Here is a 14,226-nt window from a genome sequence, read left to right on the forward strand (position 1 = left end):
GTTTTTATTACTACTCTTCAAAGCGTTTAAAGACGAGGGATGTGTTATGCCCTCCAAACCCTAATGAGTTGCTTAATACAGCTTCTACATTCATTTTGCGTGCTTCATTTGGTACATAATCTAAATCACACGCTGGGTCTGGTTCCTCTAAGTTAATTGTCGGTGGGACAATCCCTTCTTCTATTGCTTTAACAGAAAAGATTGCTTCTACTGCACCTGCAGCACCAAGCAAGTGACCTGTCATCGATTTTGTCGAGCTAACAGCTACTTTATACGCATAGTCACCTAACACCGTTTTAATCGCGTTTGTTTCATAAGGATCGTTTAAATCCGTACTTGTTCCATGTGCATTAATGTAGCTAATTTGCTCATTCTTTAAACCAGCATCTGCAATTGCAGCTGCCATTGCACGAGCTCCACCCTCACCATCTGGTGCTGGCGCCGTCATATGATGTGCATCACCAGTAGAGCCGTAACCAACGATCTCAGCATAGATTTTCGCTCCACGGGCTTTCGCAGACTCTAAGCTTTCTAAAATAAGAATTCCCGCACCTTCACCCATGACAAAACCACTTCGATTTACATCAAACGGTCGTGACGCTTTCTCCGGATTATCAGACGTTGTAATGGCCTTTGCAGATGAGAATCCGGCTACTGCCATGTTTGTAATAGGTGCTTCACTTCCACCAGCAATCATAGCATCTGCATCGCCACGCTGGATTGTTTTAAACGCATCACCAATTGAGTTTGCGCCAGAAGCACATGCTGTTACAGAGCAAGAGTTAGGTCCTTTTGCCCCAGTAAAAATGGAGACTTGACCACTTGCCATGTCAGGAATCATCATTGGCACAAAAAATGGACTTACCCGTCTTGGACCTTTTTCAAGTAATGTCCGAAACTGTGTTTCATACGTTTCCATTCCACCTATACCGGAACCAATCCATACACCGACACGTGCAGCATTATCATCGTTTATTTCTAGTCCCGAGTCGGCAAGTGCCTGTTTTGCCGAGGCCACGGCAAATTGTGTAAAGCGGTCCATGCGTCTTGCTTCTTTTTTATCAATAAAATCCGCTGGATCGAAGTCATTAATTTCGGCAGCTACTTTCATTGGATAAGACTCCGCATCAATCCTTGTTAAATAACCAATCCCTGACTTGCCAGCAATAGCGGCTTCCCAAGAGCTTGCTGCATTTAGTCCCAATGGTGTAACAGCACCAATACCTGTAACAACTACTCGTCGTTTCTCCACTATAGTTCGCTCCTTTATTTACGTTTAATAATCTAACTTTTCATTAACGTCCCCAGCGCAAAGCAACAGAACCCCATACAAGACCTGCTCCAAAGCCTACTAGCACTAGTACATCACCGTCTTTAATTTTCCCAGCCTCAAGTTCCTCTACCATAGCCATTGGAATGGATGCGGATGAGGTATTTCCAAATTTATTTACGGTGACTGACATTTTTTCTTTCGGTAATTCTAATCGTTCACGAGATGCTTCCATAATTCGAATATTCGCTTGGTGAGGAACAAGGAAATCAACATCTTCCTTTGTTAAGCCAGCTTTCGTTAGTGCTCGAATGGATGAATCTCCCATTTGACGAACAGCAAACTTAAATACTTCGCGACCATTCATTTCAATAAATTCATTTTTCTTATTAATATGCATGCCGCCAGATCCATCTGAACCTAGGTCAAATGCTAGGATACCACGATCTTCTGAGACTGGTCCTACGACACACGCACCTGCTCCATCACCAAATAGAACGGCTGTATTTCGATCGTTCATATCAGTTACTTTTGTTAACTTCTCCACGCCTATAACAAGAACATGTTGATAAGCACCTGTTTCAATAAACTGTTGTGCTGTAGCAATTCCGTATATAAAACCAGCGCAAGCAGCACTAATATCCATTGCTGCTGCTTTTGTCGCCCCTAAGCGATTTTGTACAATCGACGATACACTTGGAAACGGCATGTCAGGTGTAACAGTTGCAACTAAAATTAAATCAATCTCTTCTGCCTTTACTTCTGCCGATTCAAGGGCTTTTCTTGCTGATTGATAAGCCATTTCTGACGTTTCTACGTCTTCAGCAAAACGTCGTTCTTCAATACCGGTTCTTGTACGAATCCATTCATCTGACGTTTCTAAAAAGGATTCAAAATCTTTATTTGTAACTACTTTTTCAGGAACAAAGCGTCCCATACCGAGTAAGCCTGCTTTAGCCATGGATATTCCCCTTCCATATCGAACAGAAATTAGTACCTGATACTAATATTAGCAAACAATTTAAGAAACTGTCTAGTACTAATTCTATTCAATTAGAATGGAACCCTTTTTTAAACGTCATTTAGCCCTTTTAACAGCGCCTCAAACCATTTATCCAAATCTGTTTTCATCTTCTCTTCCGCTTCATTTGCAGCCGTTTGCTGTTTTATTTTTTCATACGAAGACATAAAAGGTTCGATTTGACCTGTTTTAAATTGAGCGACTGCATAATAATAGAAGATTTGAATTGGTAAGTGATCCGCTTGCTCTAACATGCCAATAAATGGCGCCATCGTCTCTAGTCCTTTATCATACTCACCTTTCTTTATGTATGAAATCCCTTCCTGAACCGGCTTCATAAAGCGCTGCAATGGCTGTGTCATGCTTCTTCGCTATCTTTCTGCCCTAACTCATACGCTTCATTCATCACTTTGGTAAACAATGCTAACATGGGCTGCAAATCGTCAAATCCTAGTTCAATCCCTTTTCCTTCTAACAATTCTTTAGCCTCTGGCACATATTTCATTGCAATCTGCATAAATGCCATGTTTTTTTCTTGTTCAGTCATCTGTACAGCCTCCTTTTTATCTTTCTTAACGTAACTGATTGTATTTTGATTCGCAAGTGAATTGCCCCAATCTAAAAAAGGAAAGTGAAACGGAAAGAAAAACTTGTTATAATAGGTAAATCGACGTTTGGAAATGAGGATGAACATGAACGGAACATTAACAGATAAAATTAATTCAAGACGCACATTTGCGATTATTTCTCACCCAGATGCAGGAAAAACAACGCTTACGGAAAAACTATTGCTTTTTGGTGGTGCGATTCGTGAAGCTGGAACTGTAAAAGGAAGAAAGAACGCGAAACATGCAACAAGTGATTGGATGGAAATAGAAAAGCAACGTGGGATATCTGTAACAAGCTCTGTACTTGAATTTTTGTACAACGGCTACCATGTCAATATTTTGGATACACCAGGACACGAAGACTTTTCAGAAGATACGTATCGGACTTTAACTGCTGCTGATTCAGCAACCATGTTAATTGATGCCGCTAAAGGAGTAGAAGCCCAAACAAAGAAATTGTTTAAAGTGTGTAAGCTTCGCGGTATCCCCATTTTTACGTTTATTAATAAATTGGACCGACAAGGTAGAGACCCGTTTGAACTAATGGAAGAACTTGAAAATCTGCTAGGAATTCGATCTTTTCCAATGGGATGGCCAATTGGGATGGGCCAGTCATTCAAAGCCGTTTACGATCGTGTAAATAAACGTTTAGAACTCTACAACCCAAACAACCCGAAGGATATTGATATTATTAGCGTCACTGGTCCAGATGATCCGAAAATTGACGAAGTTGTTAAAGACGAAGGGCTTGTACAGCAATTTCGTGAAGAGTTAGAGCTTCTTGACGTAGCTGGTGATGAGTACGATTTAGAGCGAATTAACAATGGCGAGCTCACACCTATTTTCTTCGGATCCGCTATTTCTAGTTTTGGAGTACAGACTTTTCTTGAACACTTCTTAAGCTTATCACCTGCGCCTAGCCCGCGCGATAGTTCTATTGGAACGATCGATCCGATGGAACGCGAACAATTCTCTGGCTTTATATTTAAAGTACAAGCGAATATGAATGCCAAACACCGTGATCGGGTAGCGTTTTTACGGATAACGTCAGGTACATTTAAGCGAGGCATGTCTGTTAAGCATGTCCGAACGAATAAACCATTGAAACTTGCACAGCCTACACAATTTTTGGCGCAAAGTCGGAGCATTGTAGACGAGGCGTATGCGGGTGATATTATTGGCTTATTTGACCCAGGGCATTTCCGGATTGGCGACACATTGGTTGAAGGCGATTCATTTGAATTTAGCGAGATGCCACACTTTTCACCTGAGCATTTTTCAGCTATCACAGTAAAAGAAGCGCTTAAGCATAAATCGTATGAAAAAGGGCTACAGCAGCTGACAGAAGAAGGGGCTATCCAGCTCTTTCGTACGTATAATAAATACGTTGAACAACAAATTGTTGGCGTTGTTGGCGTTCTTCAGTTTGAAGTGCTCGAACATCGATTGAAAAGCGAATATCATGTAGATATTCAAATGAGCCGTCAGCCATTTTCTTTTGCACGTTGGATTGATGGTGATGAAAAAGAGTTGAGCGTATTTAAAGAAAAACAGCGAAATTTAGTTACAGATCGTGAAGATCGTATCGTTGCTTTATTTGAAAATGAATTTCAAATGCGGACAGCGCAGGAAAAATACCCTAACCTACAGTTTTATGAAAACTCGTTTTATAAGAAAACCGTTGAATAAAAAAACCAGCCAAATGGCTGGTTTTTTTACATATGCTTACGAATCATTTCAGCTAAACTACCGTTAAATTGAGTTCGTTTCTGAATATCATTTCCGTGTAATAGCTGTGCATGTTCTGGTCTTAAACCGATAACTCGTGTTTCAATTCCCATGATTTGTAGAGCTTGGACTAAACGTAGCAACTCTCTCATCCCTAGGTTAGTGATGTTACCAACACCACTAAAGTCGAAGAAAAGATAGTCATAATCGGCTTGATACACATTTTTTGAGATGACTCCCTGATTTTGCTTAATTAAATGTTCATCTAAGTCACCAAAAAACGGTACAAATGCAAGCTCAGCTGATATGGCAATAAACGGAGCTGAAAGTTGTTTAATCATACTTAAAGATTCTTCAAGCTCTTCTTTTTTCTCAAGCAGTTCAAAGTCTGTCTGTGCCAAGCGTCTGCTTTGCTTTTGAACCTTTTCAATCAGCTCTGTTAAGTTTCCATCTTGTTTAATACAAATAATATGGAAACGCTCTTCGTCCCAATTTGCAAACAATGTATGCAGTACATAAGGAGCTTCTATTGTATCCATATTTAATTCGATCTTCCCGTTTTCTTGTTTAGAAAGAAAGCGGGTTACTTTATCCACACTTCCTATATCTAAAAGATCGATAAACGAATCAGCTAGTTTAAACGCTTGTTTAGCTACAGTGGATCGATTCAAAATTCGATACGTTTCGTCTAACTCAAAATAGGGAACTGGTAAACGATTAATTGCGGACATCCGCACTCACCCCTAATTGTCTTTCCTGCCATTTAGCTAGTTCTGTTAAGTTTCCAATTAATACGGTCTGATTATTACAGAGCGGACTTAAGTCGTACATTGAGACAAGTCGTCCACCAATTACAATCGTTGGTTTATGGGGTAATTTTTCTAACGTATCAACATACAAATTCAAACTACGGGCGTGATAGGGAATAGACACTGAAATGGCAATGGCATCGGGCTGCCATTTCTTCGCCATCATCTCCGCTTGCTCGAGGGGGACACTTGCTCCTAATAGACGTGTCGTCCAGCCAAGCTCTTCCAATAAACAGGCGCACATTTTGATGCCTAGATCATGTTGCTCTTGATCTAAACATAGAAACATGACGCTTTTACCGTTTTTAGGCGCTCGCCATTTTCGTATATAATAGTGATAGCGTGTCAATACAAAATCGCACGTTGACGTAGCTAAGTGCTCATCAGCAATTGTAATTCGATTCTGTTCCCATAGCCATCCAGTATGAACCATTGCTTTCGTTAATAATTTTTCATATATCCAAATACTATCATACCCAGCATCAGAAAGGCGACGGACACAATTCCAAGCACGATCTTCATCTCCATCAAGCAAGGCGTCTACTAACACTTCCCATGACTGCTCCATTAAACGTTCCGCCTCCTCCCAACCATTGTCCTTATTTACCTAGTTTAAGAGTAAAGGTTTTGTCCTACGAACGCAAGTACGAACAGCTGCTGGAAAACCAGTTATTTTAAGTCATTTTGTCGGATCCACTTTTTTTCTGCCTCCTTGTATGCTCTGCGCCCCTCATCAAGAGACCATTTTGGCGAAAAAGGGAGAAAGTCCTCATTTTCTTCGTCACTTCCAATTACCGAATACGTCCCATTCTCTTTTTCAATAGCAGCATACACATAATCCACTAAATCGTTAATGTAAAGCAAATCCCGATTGCCTTGATTTATTTGTTCATCAATATACGAAAACGATAGATTGCTGTGTAATCCGTACGCTTGTGGACTACGCAAAATAATAAGAGAGAATGGTGTGGAAGATGCCAATGCCTTTATCTCTTCTTCCATTGTGGTGCGCGTTTCCCCTTTTCTTGTTGTTGATAGATAAAGCAGACGATCATGCTGATGTAAGCCAGAAGCAAATGCGAGTACTTCTTCTTTCTTTTCATTATCTGCGACGTACACATAAGTAGCATTCTCGCTTAACGGTCTAAACTCGTTTACGTTTTTATGGATAAACGTAAAGTGTGCATTCCTCCCCATACTCATTTCAATCATTTGTTTTTCCTGTGTCTTTTCTACCATGTGGTCAACAGCGACCACTTCCCAACCTTCATCAAGAAATTTCGCGCACACATGACTCCCAATAAAACCCAAACCACCAATAACCGTTAGTTGATTCATTTTACTAACTCCTTTCCTTCGTCAGAGCACCATTACGTTGCTGAGATAAAGGTTTGATAAAAGCCACTTAGCTCGTTCGCCAACGTGCGAGTTCTAGATAAATTCACTTTCGTTGACTCTTCTGCGCTGTCTCTTTTCACATTCTGTAAAAACGACTGGACTGGTAAATGGTAGGCTGTAAATAGTTTTTTATCCAAATTTGCTACTATCTTTCTATCACAATGCTTTAACCCATATTGTCTACTCATTTCTTTTTTAAATCGTTTTAACGTGACCTCGTCATCTTGGTAATGAAGAAAACAGTCTTCTAAGGACAAGAGTGGATTAATAAAGGCTGCAGCTCGTATATGAATGTCATCTGAGCAACATAACTGCTGCGCTATAAGCGCCCCTGTTCCTTCCGCACATAAGAATATTTTTTCGTTAATGGTTTCTTGACGCAATAAAAGCTGAATTAAATGTTCAGCATGCTTTACCGCTTTTTTTGAACCCCATTCAGCAATTAAGAGCCCTGAAGAAAATACGGTATACCCTTTTTTTACAAATGGATCAATAAAGTGCTCAGCATGACCTGAATGGAGGGTTTGATAATCAAGTAACATAAATATGGCATAGCCGTTAGGCTTCTCCGGAATACAATAGCTATTTTTACAGCCATTTAAGTCAATGTAGCGGACATAAACAGGCATAGTGTCCATCTCTCCTGAACGATATAGATTCGTAATAGCTTATGTTTTTCCAGCAAAAAGTGAAAGCAAATTAGAAAAGAAATTCATCAATCCATAAAAAAAAGCTATACACACCTATTGAAAGGGTGTACAGCTTGGTCATGTGAGATGGTTATGGCTTACGTTTTTGCGTCCATTTTCGATCATCATTTGTTAATTCTGGAAAAACATCTCCAGCTTGCAAATGAACCGATTTTGGACGAGTAACCATACTTCCGGTTTCACCAATTTCGACGTAAATTCCATTATTAGGCGCTTTTTGTCCAGCAGTAAATTGTTTGTTTTGGCCCATTTCTCCACCACCTTTAACAAAAAGGATTCCCTACACTAGCATCCATTATGTGAAATTACAGAGGCCAAAATAGCTTTTTGAACATGAAGTCGATTTTCTGCTTGATCGTATACAACAGATTGTGCACTATCAATGACTCCGCTTGTCACTTCTTCATCTCGATGTGCAGGAAGACAATGCATAAATATCGCCTTCGAATCAGCTTCAGCCATTAAGCCTTCATTTACTTGATAGGGTTTCAAGTCTTGACTATGTTTGCTTTGCTCGTTTTCATAACCCATACTCGTCCATACGTCTGTATAGATGATGTCAGCTCCTTTAGCCGCGACGAGTGGATCCTGCTCCACCTTAATGATCGCACCGGTCTCCTTTGCTTGTTCCTTCGCTCGAACGAAAATTTCGCTATCAACTTCGTAACCATCAGGGCTTGAAATCGTAACATTCATCCCTGTTTTGGCACCCACAGCCATTAAAGAGTGAGCTACATTGTTTCCATCACCAACATATACAAGGGTGAGGCCTTTCAAAGCCCCTTTTTTCTCTTTAATCGTCAGAGCATCAGCAAGCGCTTGACAAGGGTGATAGGCGTCTGTTAAAGCGTTAATAACAGGAACCGTTGCATGGGTTGCAAATTCCTCTACAGTTTGATGTGAGTTCGTTCGAATCATGATGGCGTCAACATAACGAGATAGTACATTTGCCGTATCTTTTATTGGCTCTCCTCGACCAATTTGTAAGTCTTTCGGGCTTAAAAATAATGCATGCCCACCTAATTGTGTCATCCCTACCTCAAACGACACTCGAGTTCTTGTTGACGCGTTCTCAAAAATCATACCGAGTGATTTCCCGCGTAAAAGTTCGTTTAACTCTCCCTTTTGAGTCGCTTGTTTTAATTCACTTGCTTTCATTAACAAATAATCAATTTCCTCGACGGTATAGTCAAGCAAGGTTAACATATGTTTTCCGGTTAAATTGATGGCAGTGCTTTGCATAGTGTCGACTCCTTTTTCACATTTAATGGGTCTCGCCACTCCGCTATTGACTTTAATCGGAAGGACGGATGATCATAATAATAAAGACTGGCAGCAACGGTAGCTTGTTCTGTAAAGACCGACAATTGCTGTGCAAGCGCTTGATGGCGATACCTTTCATTGCCTGGTTGCCCTGGTAGTGTTAGGTCAATTAGCGCCTTCGCGCCAGTTGTTTCAATCCACTTTTCAAATTGGTCCGTTTCAATGGTAAAGCCAGCTTCTTGCAGTAAAGGTGAGACGTATTCTTCTATGCCAGCTTCTACCTGTAAGAAAACGGATTTGTTCAGATGATCTTCAAACAATGATGGCAACGTCTCAAATGGTGCACTTACTTTCGCTAGAGCCTCTTCTGGCGTTTCACCGATCATTAATAATTCTCCCGTTGATTTCATTTCTGCTCCTAATTTTGGATCAAGACCAGACAATTTCCCGTATGAGAATACAGGTGCTTTAGCCGCAAAGAAGGACGGCTTCTGTTTTCTTATAGGAAGCTGATCAATGGTTTCCCCTAGCATTAATCTTGTTGCATAAGCAACAAATGGTTCACCTGTTAGCTTTGCGAGGAGTGGCACTGTACGAGAAGCACGAGGATTTACTTCAATAACATAAATGTCCTCTCCTTGCACAACAAATTGAATGTTAAAAATGCCCTTGAAGGCCATCGCATCGGCTAGTTTTTTGGCGATGATTTCTAAACGATTCTGAATCGCATTGCTTACACGATAAGGTGGCGTAATAGCCAAACTATCGCCAGAGTGAACGCCTGCTTGTTCCACATGTTCAAACATACCAGCGACATAAATCTCTTCTCCATCTGTTAACACATCCACATCTATTTCAACACCTTGTACATACGTATCCATAAGGAGTGGAAATAACCCTTTATACGGATGATCCTTTAAATAATCTTCCACTTGTTCTTTCGTTTGTAATATGGCCATCCCTTGACCTCCAATAACAAACGAAGGTCGCACTAATATTGGAAATGTTGCTTCATCACAATAATCGAACGCTTCCTCTATCGATGAAACGGCCACACCAGGAATCGGTTCCACGCCAATTGTTGAAAGTAATGTATAAAAAGCATCACGTTCTTCCAGCTCATCTACACAAGCGGAAGAAACACCAAATACATGAATTCCTGCTTGTTCAAGCTCCTTTGTCAGTTTTATGCCAGTCTGACCACCTAGCGTTACAACAACGCCTTCAACATGTTCATGATTTACAATAGCCACTACATCTTCAAGAGCGAGAGGTTCAAAGTAAAGGCGGTCTGCGGTCATGTAGTCTGTGCTAACAGTCTCTGGGTTGTTATTAATGATAATGGCTTCATAACCAAGCTCACGAATCGTCTTTGCGCCATGAACGGAACAATAATCAAATTCAATCCCCTGACCAATTCGAATAGGGCCTGAACCAATAATGATAATTTTTTTGTTGGGTGAAGGAAGACTTTCATTTTCGCCAAAGTAGCTTGAATAAAAGTAAGGTGTTTGTGCTTCAAATTCTCCAGCACATGTATCAACCATCTTATAAACAGGTTTGATTCCCATTTCTAGACGCGTGTCTCTTACTTCCACTTCAGTGACTCCCCATAGATTGGCTACGTTTTGATCGGAAAAACCTGCTTTTTTGTAGTCTTCCATTTGGCTTTTCGTTACAGATTGTAAAGAACCGGCCTTCAAATCGTTCTCTACTTCAATTAGGCTTGCAAAACGTTGCAAGAAAAAGCGATCTATTTTCGTTTCTTGATGAAGCTCTTCAACATTTATTCCACGGCGAAGAAGTTCAAACAGAATAAAGAGGCGACGATCATCAGCTTGACTCATTAACGTCCAAAGGTAGGACGTCTCGTCTTTATCAAACTCGCCTCTTGCTAAATCTTCAATACCAATCTCCAGTGACCGAATGGCCTTTTGCAGCGCAGCACCAAAAGACCGCTCAATTGCCATCACTTCACCTGTAGCTTTCATTTGTGTCCCGAGGGTTCGATCAGCTTGATAAAATTTATCAAATGGCCAGCGTGGAAATTTTACAATGCAATAATCCAAGGCTGGTTCAAAGCTTGCGTACGTGTGACCTGTAACAGGATTTAACAGTTCGTGTAAGTGATAACCAACCGCTAACTTGGCAGCAATACGGGCAATGGGATATCCTGTTGCCTTTGATGCAAGTGCCGAAGAACGTGAAACCCGAGGATTCACTTCAATTAAGTAATATTGATCACTATGCGGATCAAGCGCAAATTGAATATTACAACCACCGATAATGCCTAGCGCGCGAATGATTTTTGTTGAAGCCGAACGAAGCATTTGATAATCCCGGTCAGTCAACGTTTGTGATGGTGCTACAACAATTGAATCTCCTGTGTGAATGCCAACTGGGTCAATGTTTTCCATATTACAAATCGTAATACACGTATCGTTCGAATCACGCATCACTTCATACTCAATTTCTTTAAACCCTGCAATGCTTTTTTCAATCAAGCATTGATTAATCGGGCTCTGTCTAATTCCATTGGCCACAATTGTACGCAACTGATTCACATTCTGGGCAATTCCGCCCCCGGAACCACCAAGGGTATAGGCAGGTCTAACAATAATAGGAAAATCAATTTTCTCAGAAAAAGCAACGGCTTCTTCAACCGTGTGGATAATGTCACTTTCAGGGACAGGTTCTTGTAATTCATTCATTAAATCACGGAATCGTTCTCGATCCTCCCCTTTTTTTATTGACTCAATGGGTGTGCCCAACAAGCTCACGCCATATTTCTCAAGGGTTCCTTCATCATGAAGTTTTAACGCTAAATTTAATCCTGTTTGACCACCAAGCGTAGCCAATAGACCATCTGGTTTTTCTTTTTTTATAATATTTTCTACTGTCGCAGCCGTCAATCGTTCAAAATAAACAACATCAGCACAGTGCTCATCTGTCATAACGGTTGCTGGGTTAGGGTTTAGTAAAATTACGCGAATGCCTTCTTCTTTTAATGCAAGACATCCTTGTGTCCCCGCATAATCAAATTCTGCTGCCTGACCAATCACAATGGGTCCTGATCCGATGACTAACACGCTTTTTATGGAATGGTTATGCATATAGATGATCTCTCTCCTTTAGCGCCACAGTTTGAATAAACTCATCAAAAATGGCGTTTGAATCCATTGGTCCGGGGCTTGCTTCTGGGTGAAATTGTACTGTCATGATTGGTAAATGCTTGTGCATAAGCCCCTCAACGCTTTTATCGTTCACATTAACATAGCGAACGTCAAAATCAGTCTTTTGAATGGATGCCTCGTTTACAACGTAACTATGATTTTGACTTGTCATATAGACTCGGTTCGTTTGATAGTCCAAAACGGGTTGATTTGCTCCTCGGTGACCGAACGTTAGTTTTTCTGTTTCACCGCCAAACGCTAAAGCTAAAAGCTGATGACCTAGGCAAATCCCTAATGATGGATACGTAGTTGCCAGTTCATAGATAGTCGTTAAACAGGATTCTAGTTTTTTGGGGTTTCCGGGACCATTTGAGAAGATCAGTCCATCTGGTTTTAAAGCATCAATGGCTTCTTTTTTTGTCTCATAAGGCACTACGGTTACTTTCATTCCTTTTGCGACAAGTTCAATGGCAATAGACTGTTTATAACCGTAATCGATAAGAACAATGTGTTTTGTTCCTTCCTCGTTGAAGATCTTTTGATCTTTCGTACTGACAAATGGGACAACATCTTTGTGTTCAAGTCCTTCGTTTTCTTTAACTGACTGACTAGCGTCTGTTGTCATTGTTGCTTTCATATCTCCATGTTTACGAATACGTTTGACGATTGCTCTTGTATCTACTTGCGTCATATATGGAATGCCATGTTTTTCTAAGTACATACAAAAGCTCTCTACTTGACTATAATGGGAAGGATTTTCCTCTACTTCAGCTAAAATGACGCCCTCTACTTTCGGACCTTCGCTTTCAAAATCCCTTTCATTTACGCCATAGTTTCCAATCATTGGATACGTAAAGACAACAATTTGTCCTTTAAATGAAGGGTCACTAACTACTTCTTGATAACCCGTCATTCCTGTAAAGAAGACAATTTCTCCGTTAACAGGTTCCTTCCCGTGCCACAAACCTTCAAATTGCTCTCCACTCTCTAATAAAACGTACCCTTTCACACTCTATCACCTCGTAAAGAATAAATATTCTTTTTATCGGATAAAAATACATTTATGTGTAAAAAAAATGCCCGTTTATCCGTTTTGTTCAATGTCTGTTAAAACAGTCTTTAGTATTAGTTGAGCTTCTTTCCACTCTTGTTTCGTTATTGTAAGTGGCGGTAATAATCTAGTTACATGAGCACCTGCAGGCAATAATAACAATCCTCTTTCTTCACACCTATGAATAACTTGCTGTGCTTCCACTGTCGTTTCAAGTCCAATAAGGAAGCCACTGCCACGGATGTCTTTCACAATAGAACATGTGGATAGCTCTTTTTTTAATTCTTTTACCCATTCGTCTGCATGCGTGCGGATCGTTGTCAAGAACGCAGGTTCATAAATGTCTAAAACAGCTTTTACAATAGCCATTCCTAACGGATTTCCACCGAACGTTGAGCCGTGTGAGCCTGCTTGAAACGATTCAATTAATGGTTTCTTTCCTAACATGGCGCCGACTGGGAACCCGTTTCCTAGTCCTTTAGCGACCGTCACAATATCCGGATCCAACCGATAGTGTTCATAAGCAAAAAACGTACCTGTTCGACCGATTCCTGTTTGGATTTCATCAATGATTAGCAAAAGATTGTGTTTTTCTTTAAGGGTGTTGATGGCTTCCACATACGCTTCGTTGATCACATGTACGCCACCTTCTCCTTGAACAACTTCAATCATAATGGCGGCTGTATCCTCTTGCACGGCTAATTCGAGTGCATCGGTATCGTTAAAATCAACATAGGTAAAGGAAGATAGTAAAGGACCGTATCCTTCATGAATAGCGGCTTGACCTGTGGCGGCCATAGAACCTAGCGTTCTTCCATGGAACGATTGCTTCATCGATATAATATGTGACTTGCCAGTAGCTTTTCTAGCAAGCTTGATTGCTGCTTCATTTGCTTCTGCACCGCTATTGCAGAAAAACACCGCATCACAACTACTTTTTTCAACAAGCTGTTTTGCTGCTTGTTCTTGAACTTCATAATGGAATAAGTTGGAGCCATGCCATAATAAATCTGCCTGTTTGTGCAATGCTTGCACGATACTTGGGTGATTATGCCCTAAATTCGTAACGGCGATGCCAGACATAAAATCAAGGTATCGTTTGCCGTCTTGACTGTATAAAAACGCTCCCTTACCTTGGGTTAACTGGATATCTTTCTTTTTATAAGTAGGAAATAAATAGCTCATAATCGACTCC

14 protein-coding genes are annotated in these 14,226 nt (G+C 40.6%); 1 reads left to right on the forward strand and 13 read right to left on the reverse strand.

The features are described 5' to 3' along the window. Positions 1-10 precede the first annotated feature (10 nt). The 4 genes from fabF to FPV17_RS14045 all read right to left on the reverse strand — a co-directional run bounded on the left by fabF (position 11) and on the right by FPV17_RS14045 (position 2,838). Positions 11-1,252: a beta-ketoacyl-ACP synthase II gene (gene fabF, locus FPV17_RS14030; RefSeq protein ID WP_144559281.1), complete on the reverse strand. Its 1,242-nt coding sequence runs from the start codon at positions 1,250-1,252 to the stop codon at positions 11-13. 43 nt (positions 1,253-1,295) lie between these two features. Next, positions 1,296-2,231: a beta-ketoacyl-ACP synthase III gene (locus FPV17_RS14035; protein ID WP_035395387.1), complete on the reverse strand. Its 936-nt coding sequence runs from the start codon at positions 2,229-2,231 to the stop codon at positions 1,296-1,298. 110 nt (positions 2,232-2,341) lie between these two features. Next, positions 2,342-2,653 (reverse strand): hypothetical protein, encoded by a 312-nt coding sequence (locus tag FPV17_RS14040; protein ID WP_035395389.1) that lies wholly within the window; start codon positions 2,651-2,653, stop codon positions 2,342-2,344. Then, positions 2,650-2,838 carry a ComZ family protein gene (locus FPV17_RS14045; protein WP_035395390.1) on the reverse strand — a complete coding sequence of 63 codons (189 nt, stop codon included), beginning with the start codon at positions 2,836-2,838 and terminating at the stop codon, positions 2,650-2,652. The genes FPV17_RS14040 and FPV17_RS14045 overlap by 4 nt, the downstream gene beginning before the upstream one ends. A 145-nt stretch (positions 2,839-2,983) precedes the next feature. Here FPV17_RS14045 and FPV17_RS14050 point away from each other — a divergent pair, with 145 nt between their 5' ends. Next, positions 2,984-4,588: a peptide chain release factor 3 gene (locus FPV17_RS14050; RefSeq protein WP_144559282.1), complete on the forward strand. Its 1,605-nt coding sequence runs from the start codon at positions 2,984-2,986 to the stop codon at positions 4,586-4,588. A gap of 26 nt (positions 4,589-4,614) precedes the next feature. Here FPV17_RS14050 and FPV17_RS14055 read toward each other — a convergent pair whose 3' ends face one another. From FPV17_RS14055 to argD, 9 genes are all read right to left on the reverse strand, one after another. Then, on the reverse strand, positions 4,615-5,358 hold the full coding sequence (locus FPV17_RS14055) for an STAS domain-containing protein (protein WP_144559283.1): 744 nt from the start codon (positions 5,356-5,358) through the stop codon (positions 4,615-4,617). Then, positions 5,345-6,004: a cobalamin B12-binding domain-containing protein gene (locus tag FPV17_RS14060; RefSeq protein ID WP_035395394.1), complete on the reverse strand. Its 660-nt coding sequence runs from the start codon at positions 6,002-6,004 to the stop codon at positions 5,345-5,347. The genes FPV17_RS14055 and FPV17_RS14060 overlap by 14 nt, the downstream gene beginning before the upstream one ends. Before the next feature lie 101 nt (positions 6,005-6,105). Continuing rightward, entirely contained in the window at positions 6,106-6,774 is a 669-nt protein-coding gene (locus FPV17_RS14065) for an NAD-dependent epimerase/dehydratase family protein (protein ID WP_144559284.1), read from the reverse strand. 32 nt (positions 6,775-6,806) lie between these two features. Beyond that, complete coding sequence (locus FPV17_RS14070) at positions 6,807-7,463, reverse strand: alpha/beta fold hydrolase (RefSeq protein WP_144559285.1); 657 nt, start codon at positions 7,461-7,463, stop codon at positions 6,807-6,809. Between the two features lie 151 nt (positions 7,464-7,614). Then, positions 7,615-7,794 (reverse strand): YjzC family protein, encoded by a 180-nt coding sequence (locus tag FPV17_RS14075; RefSeq protein WP_035395400.1) that lies wholly within the window; start codon positions 7,792-7,794, stop codon positions 7,615-7,617. 35 nt (positions 7,795-7,829) lie between these two features. Continuing rightward, positions 7,830-8,786, reverse strand: a complete 957-nt coding sequence (gene argF, locus FPV17_RS14080; protein WP_144559286.1) for an ornithine carbamoyltransferase — start codon at positions 8,784-8,786, stop codon at positions 7,830-7,832. Then, on the reverse strand, positions 8,762-11,920 hold the full coding sequence (gene carB / locus FPV17_RS14085) for a carbamoyl-phosphate synthase (glutamine-hydrolyzing) large subunit (RefSeq protein WP_144559287.1): 3,159 nt from the start codon (positions 11,918-11,920) through the stop codon (positions 8,762-8,764). Before carB ends, argF begins: the two co-directional genes overlap by 25 nt. Beyond that, positions 11,913-12,989 carry a carbamoyl phosphate synthase small subunit gene (locus FPV17_RS14090; protein ID WP_144559288.1) on the reverse strand — a complete coding sequence of 359 codons (1,077 nt, stop codon included), beginning with the start codon at positions 12,987-12,989 and terminating at the stop codon, positions 11,913-11,915. The genes carB and FPV17_RS14090 overlap by 8 nt, the downstream gene beginning before the upstream one ends. Before the next feature lie 75 nt (positions 12,990-13,064). Next, entirely contained in the window at positions 13,065-14,216 is a 1,152-nt protein-coding gene (argD, locus tag FPV17_RS14095; RefSeq protein ID WP_144559289.1) for an acetylornithine transaminase, read from the reverse strand. Positions 14,217-14,226 lie beyond the last annotated feature (10 nt).

Origin of the sequence: Shouchella miscanthi (genome assembly GCF_007725405.1) — a bacterium.
Lineage (GTDB): Bacteria > Bacillota > Bacilli > Bacillales > Bacillaceae_D > Shouchella > Shouchella hunanensis.

Coding starts and splice junctions, on each gene's coding strand:
- FPV17_RS14070 (WP_144559285.1), bottom strand. CDS start 7,463: ATGCCTGTTTATGTCCGCTACATTGACTTAAATGGCTGTAAAAATAGC.
- carB (WP_144559287.1), bottom strand. CDS start 11,920: ATGCATAACCATTCCATAAAAAGCGTGTTAGTCATCGGATCAGGACCC.
- FPV17_RS14065 (WP_144559284.1), bottom strand. CDS start 6,774: ATGAATCAACTAACGGTTATTGGTGGTTTGGGTTTTATTGGGAGTCAT.
- FPV17_RS14045 (WP_035395390.1), bottom strand. CDS start 2,838: ATGACTGAACAAGAAAAAAACATGGCATTTATGCAGATTGCAATGAAA.
- FPV17_RS14060 (WP_035395394.1), bottom strand. CDS start 6,004: ATGGAGCAGTCATGGGAAGTGTTAGTAGACGCCTTGCTTGATGGAGAT.
- argD (WP_144559289.1), bottom strand. CDS start 14,216: ATGAGCTATTTATTTCCTACTTATAAAAAGAAAGATATCCAGTTAACC.
- FPV17_RS14050 (WP_144559282.1), top strand. CDS start 2,984: ATGAACGGAACATTAACAGATAAAATTAATTCAAGACGCACATTTGCG.
- FPV17_RS14075 (WP_035395400.1), bottom strand. CDS start 7,794: ATGGGCCAAAACAAACAATTTACTGCTGGACAAAAAGCGCCTAATAAT.
- FPV17_RS14035 (WP_035395387.1), bottom strand. CDS start 2,231: ATGGCTAAAGCAGGCTTACTCGGTATGGGACGCTTTGTTCCTGAAAAA.
- argF (WP_144559286.1), bottom strand. CDS start 8,786: ATGCAAAGCACTGCCATCAATTTAACCGGAAAACATATGTTAACCTTG.
- FPV17_RS14055 (WP_144559283.1), bottom strand. CDS start 5,358: ATGTCCGCAATTAATCGTTTACCAGTTCCCTATTTTGAGTTAGACGAA.
- FPV17_RS14040 (WP_035395389.1), bottom strand. CDS start 2,653: ATGACACAGCCATTGCAGCGCTTTATGAAGCCGGTTCAGGAAGGGATT.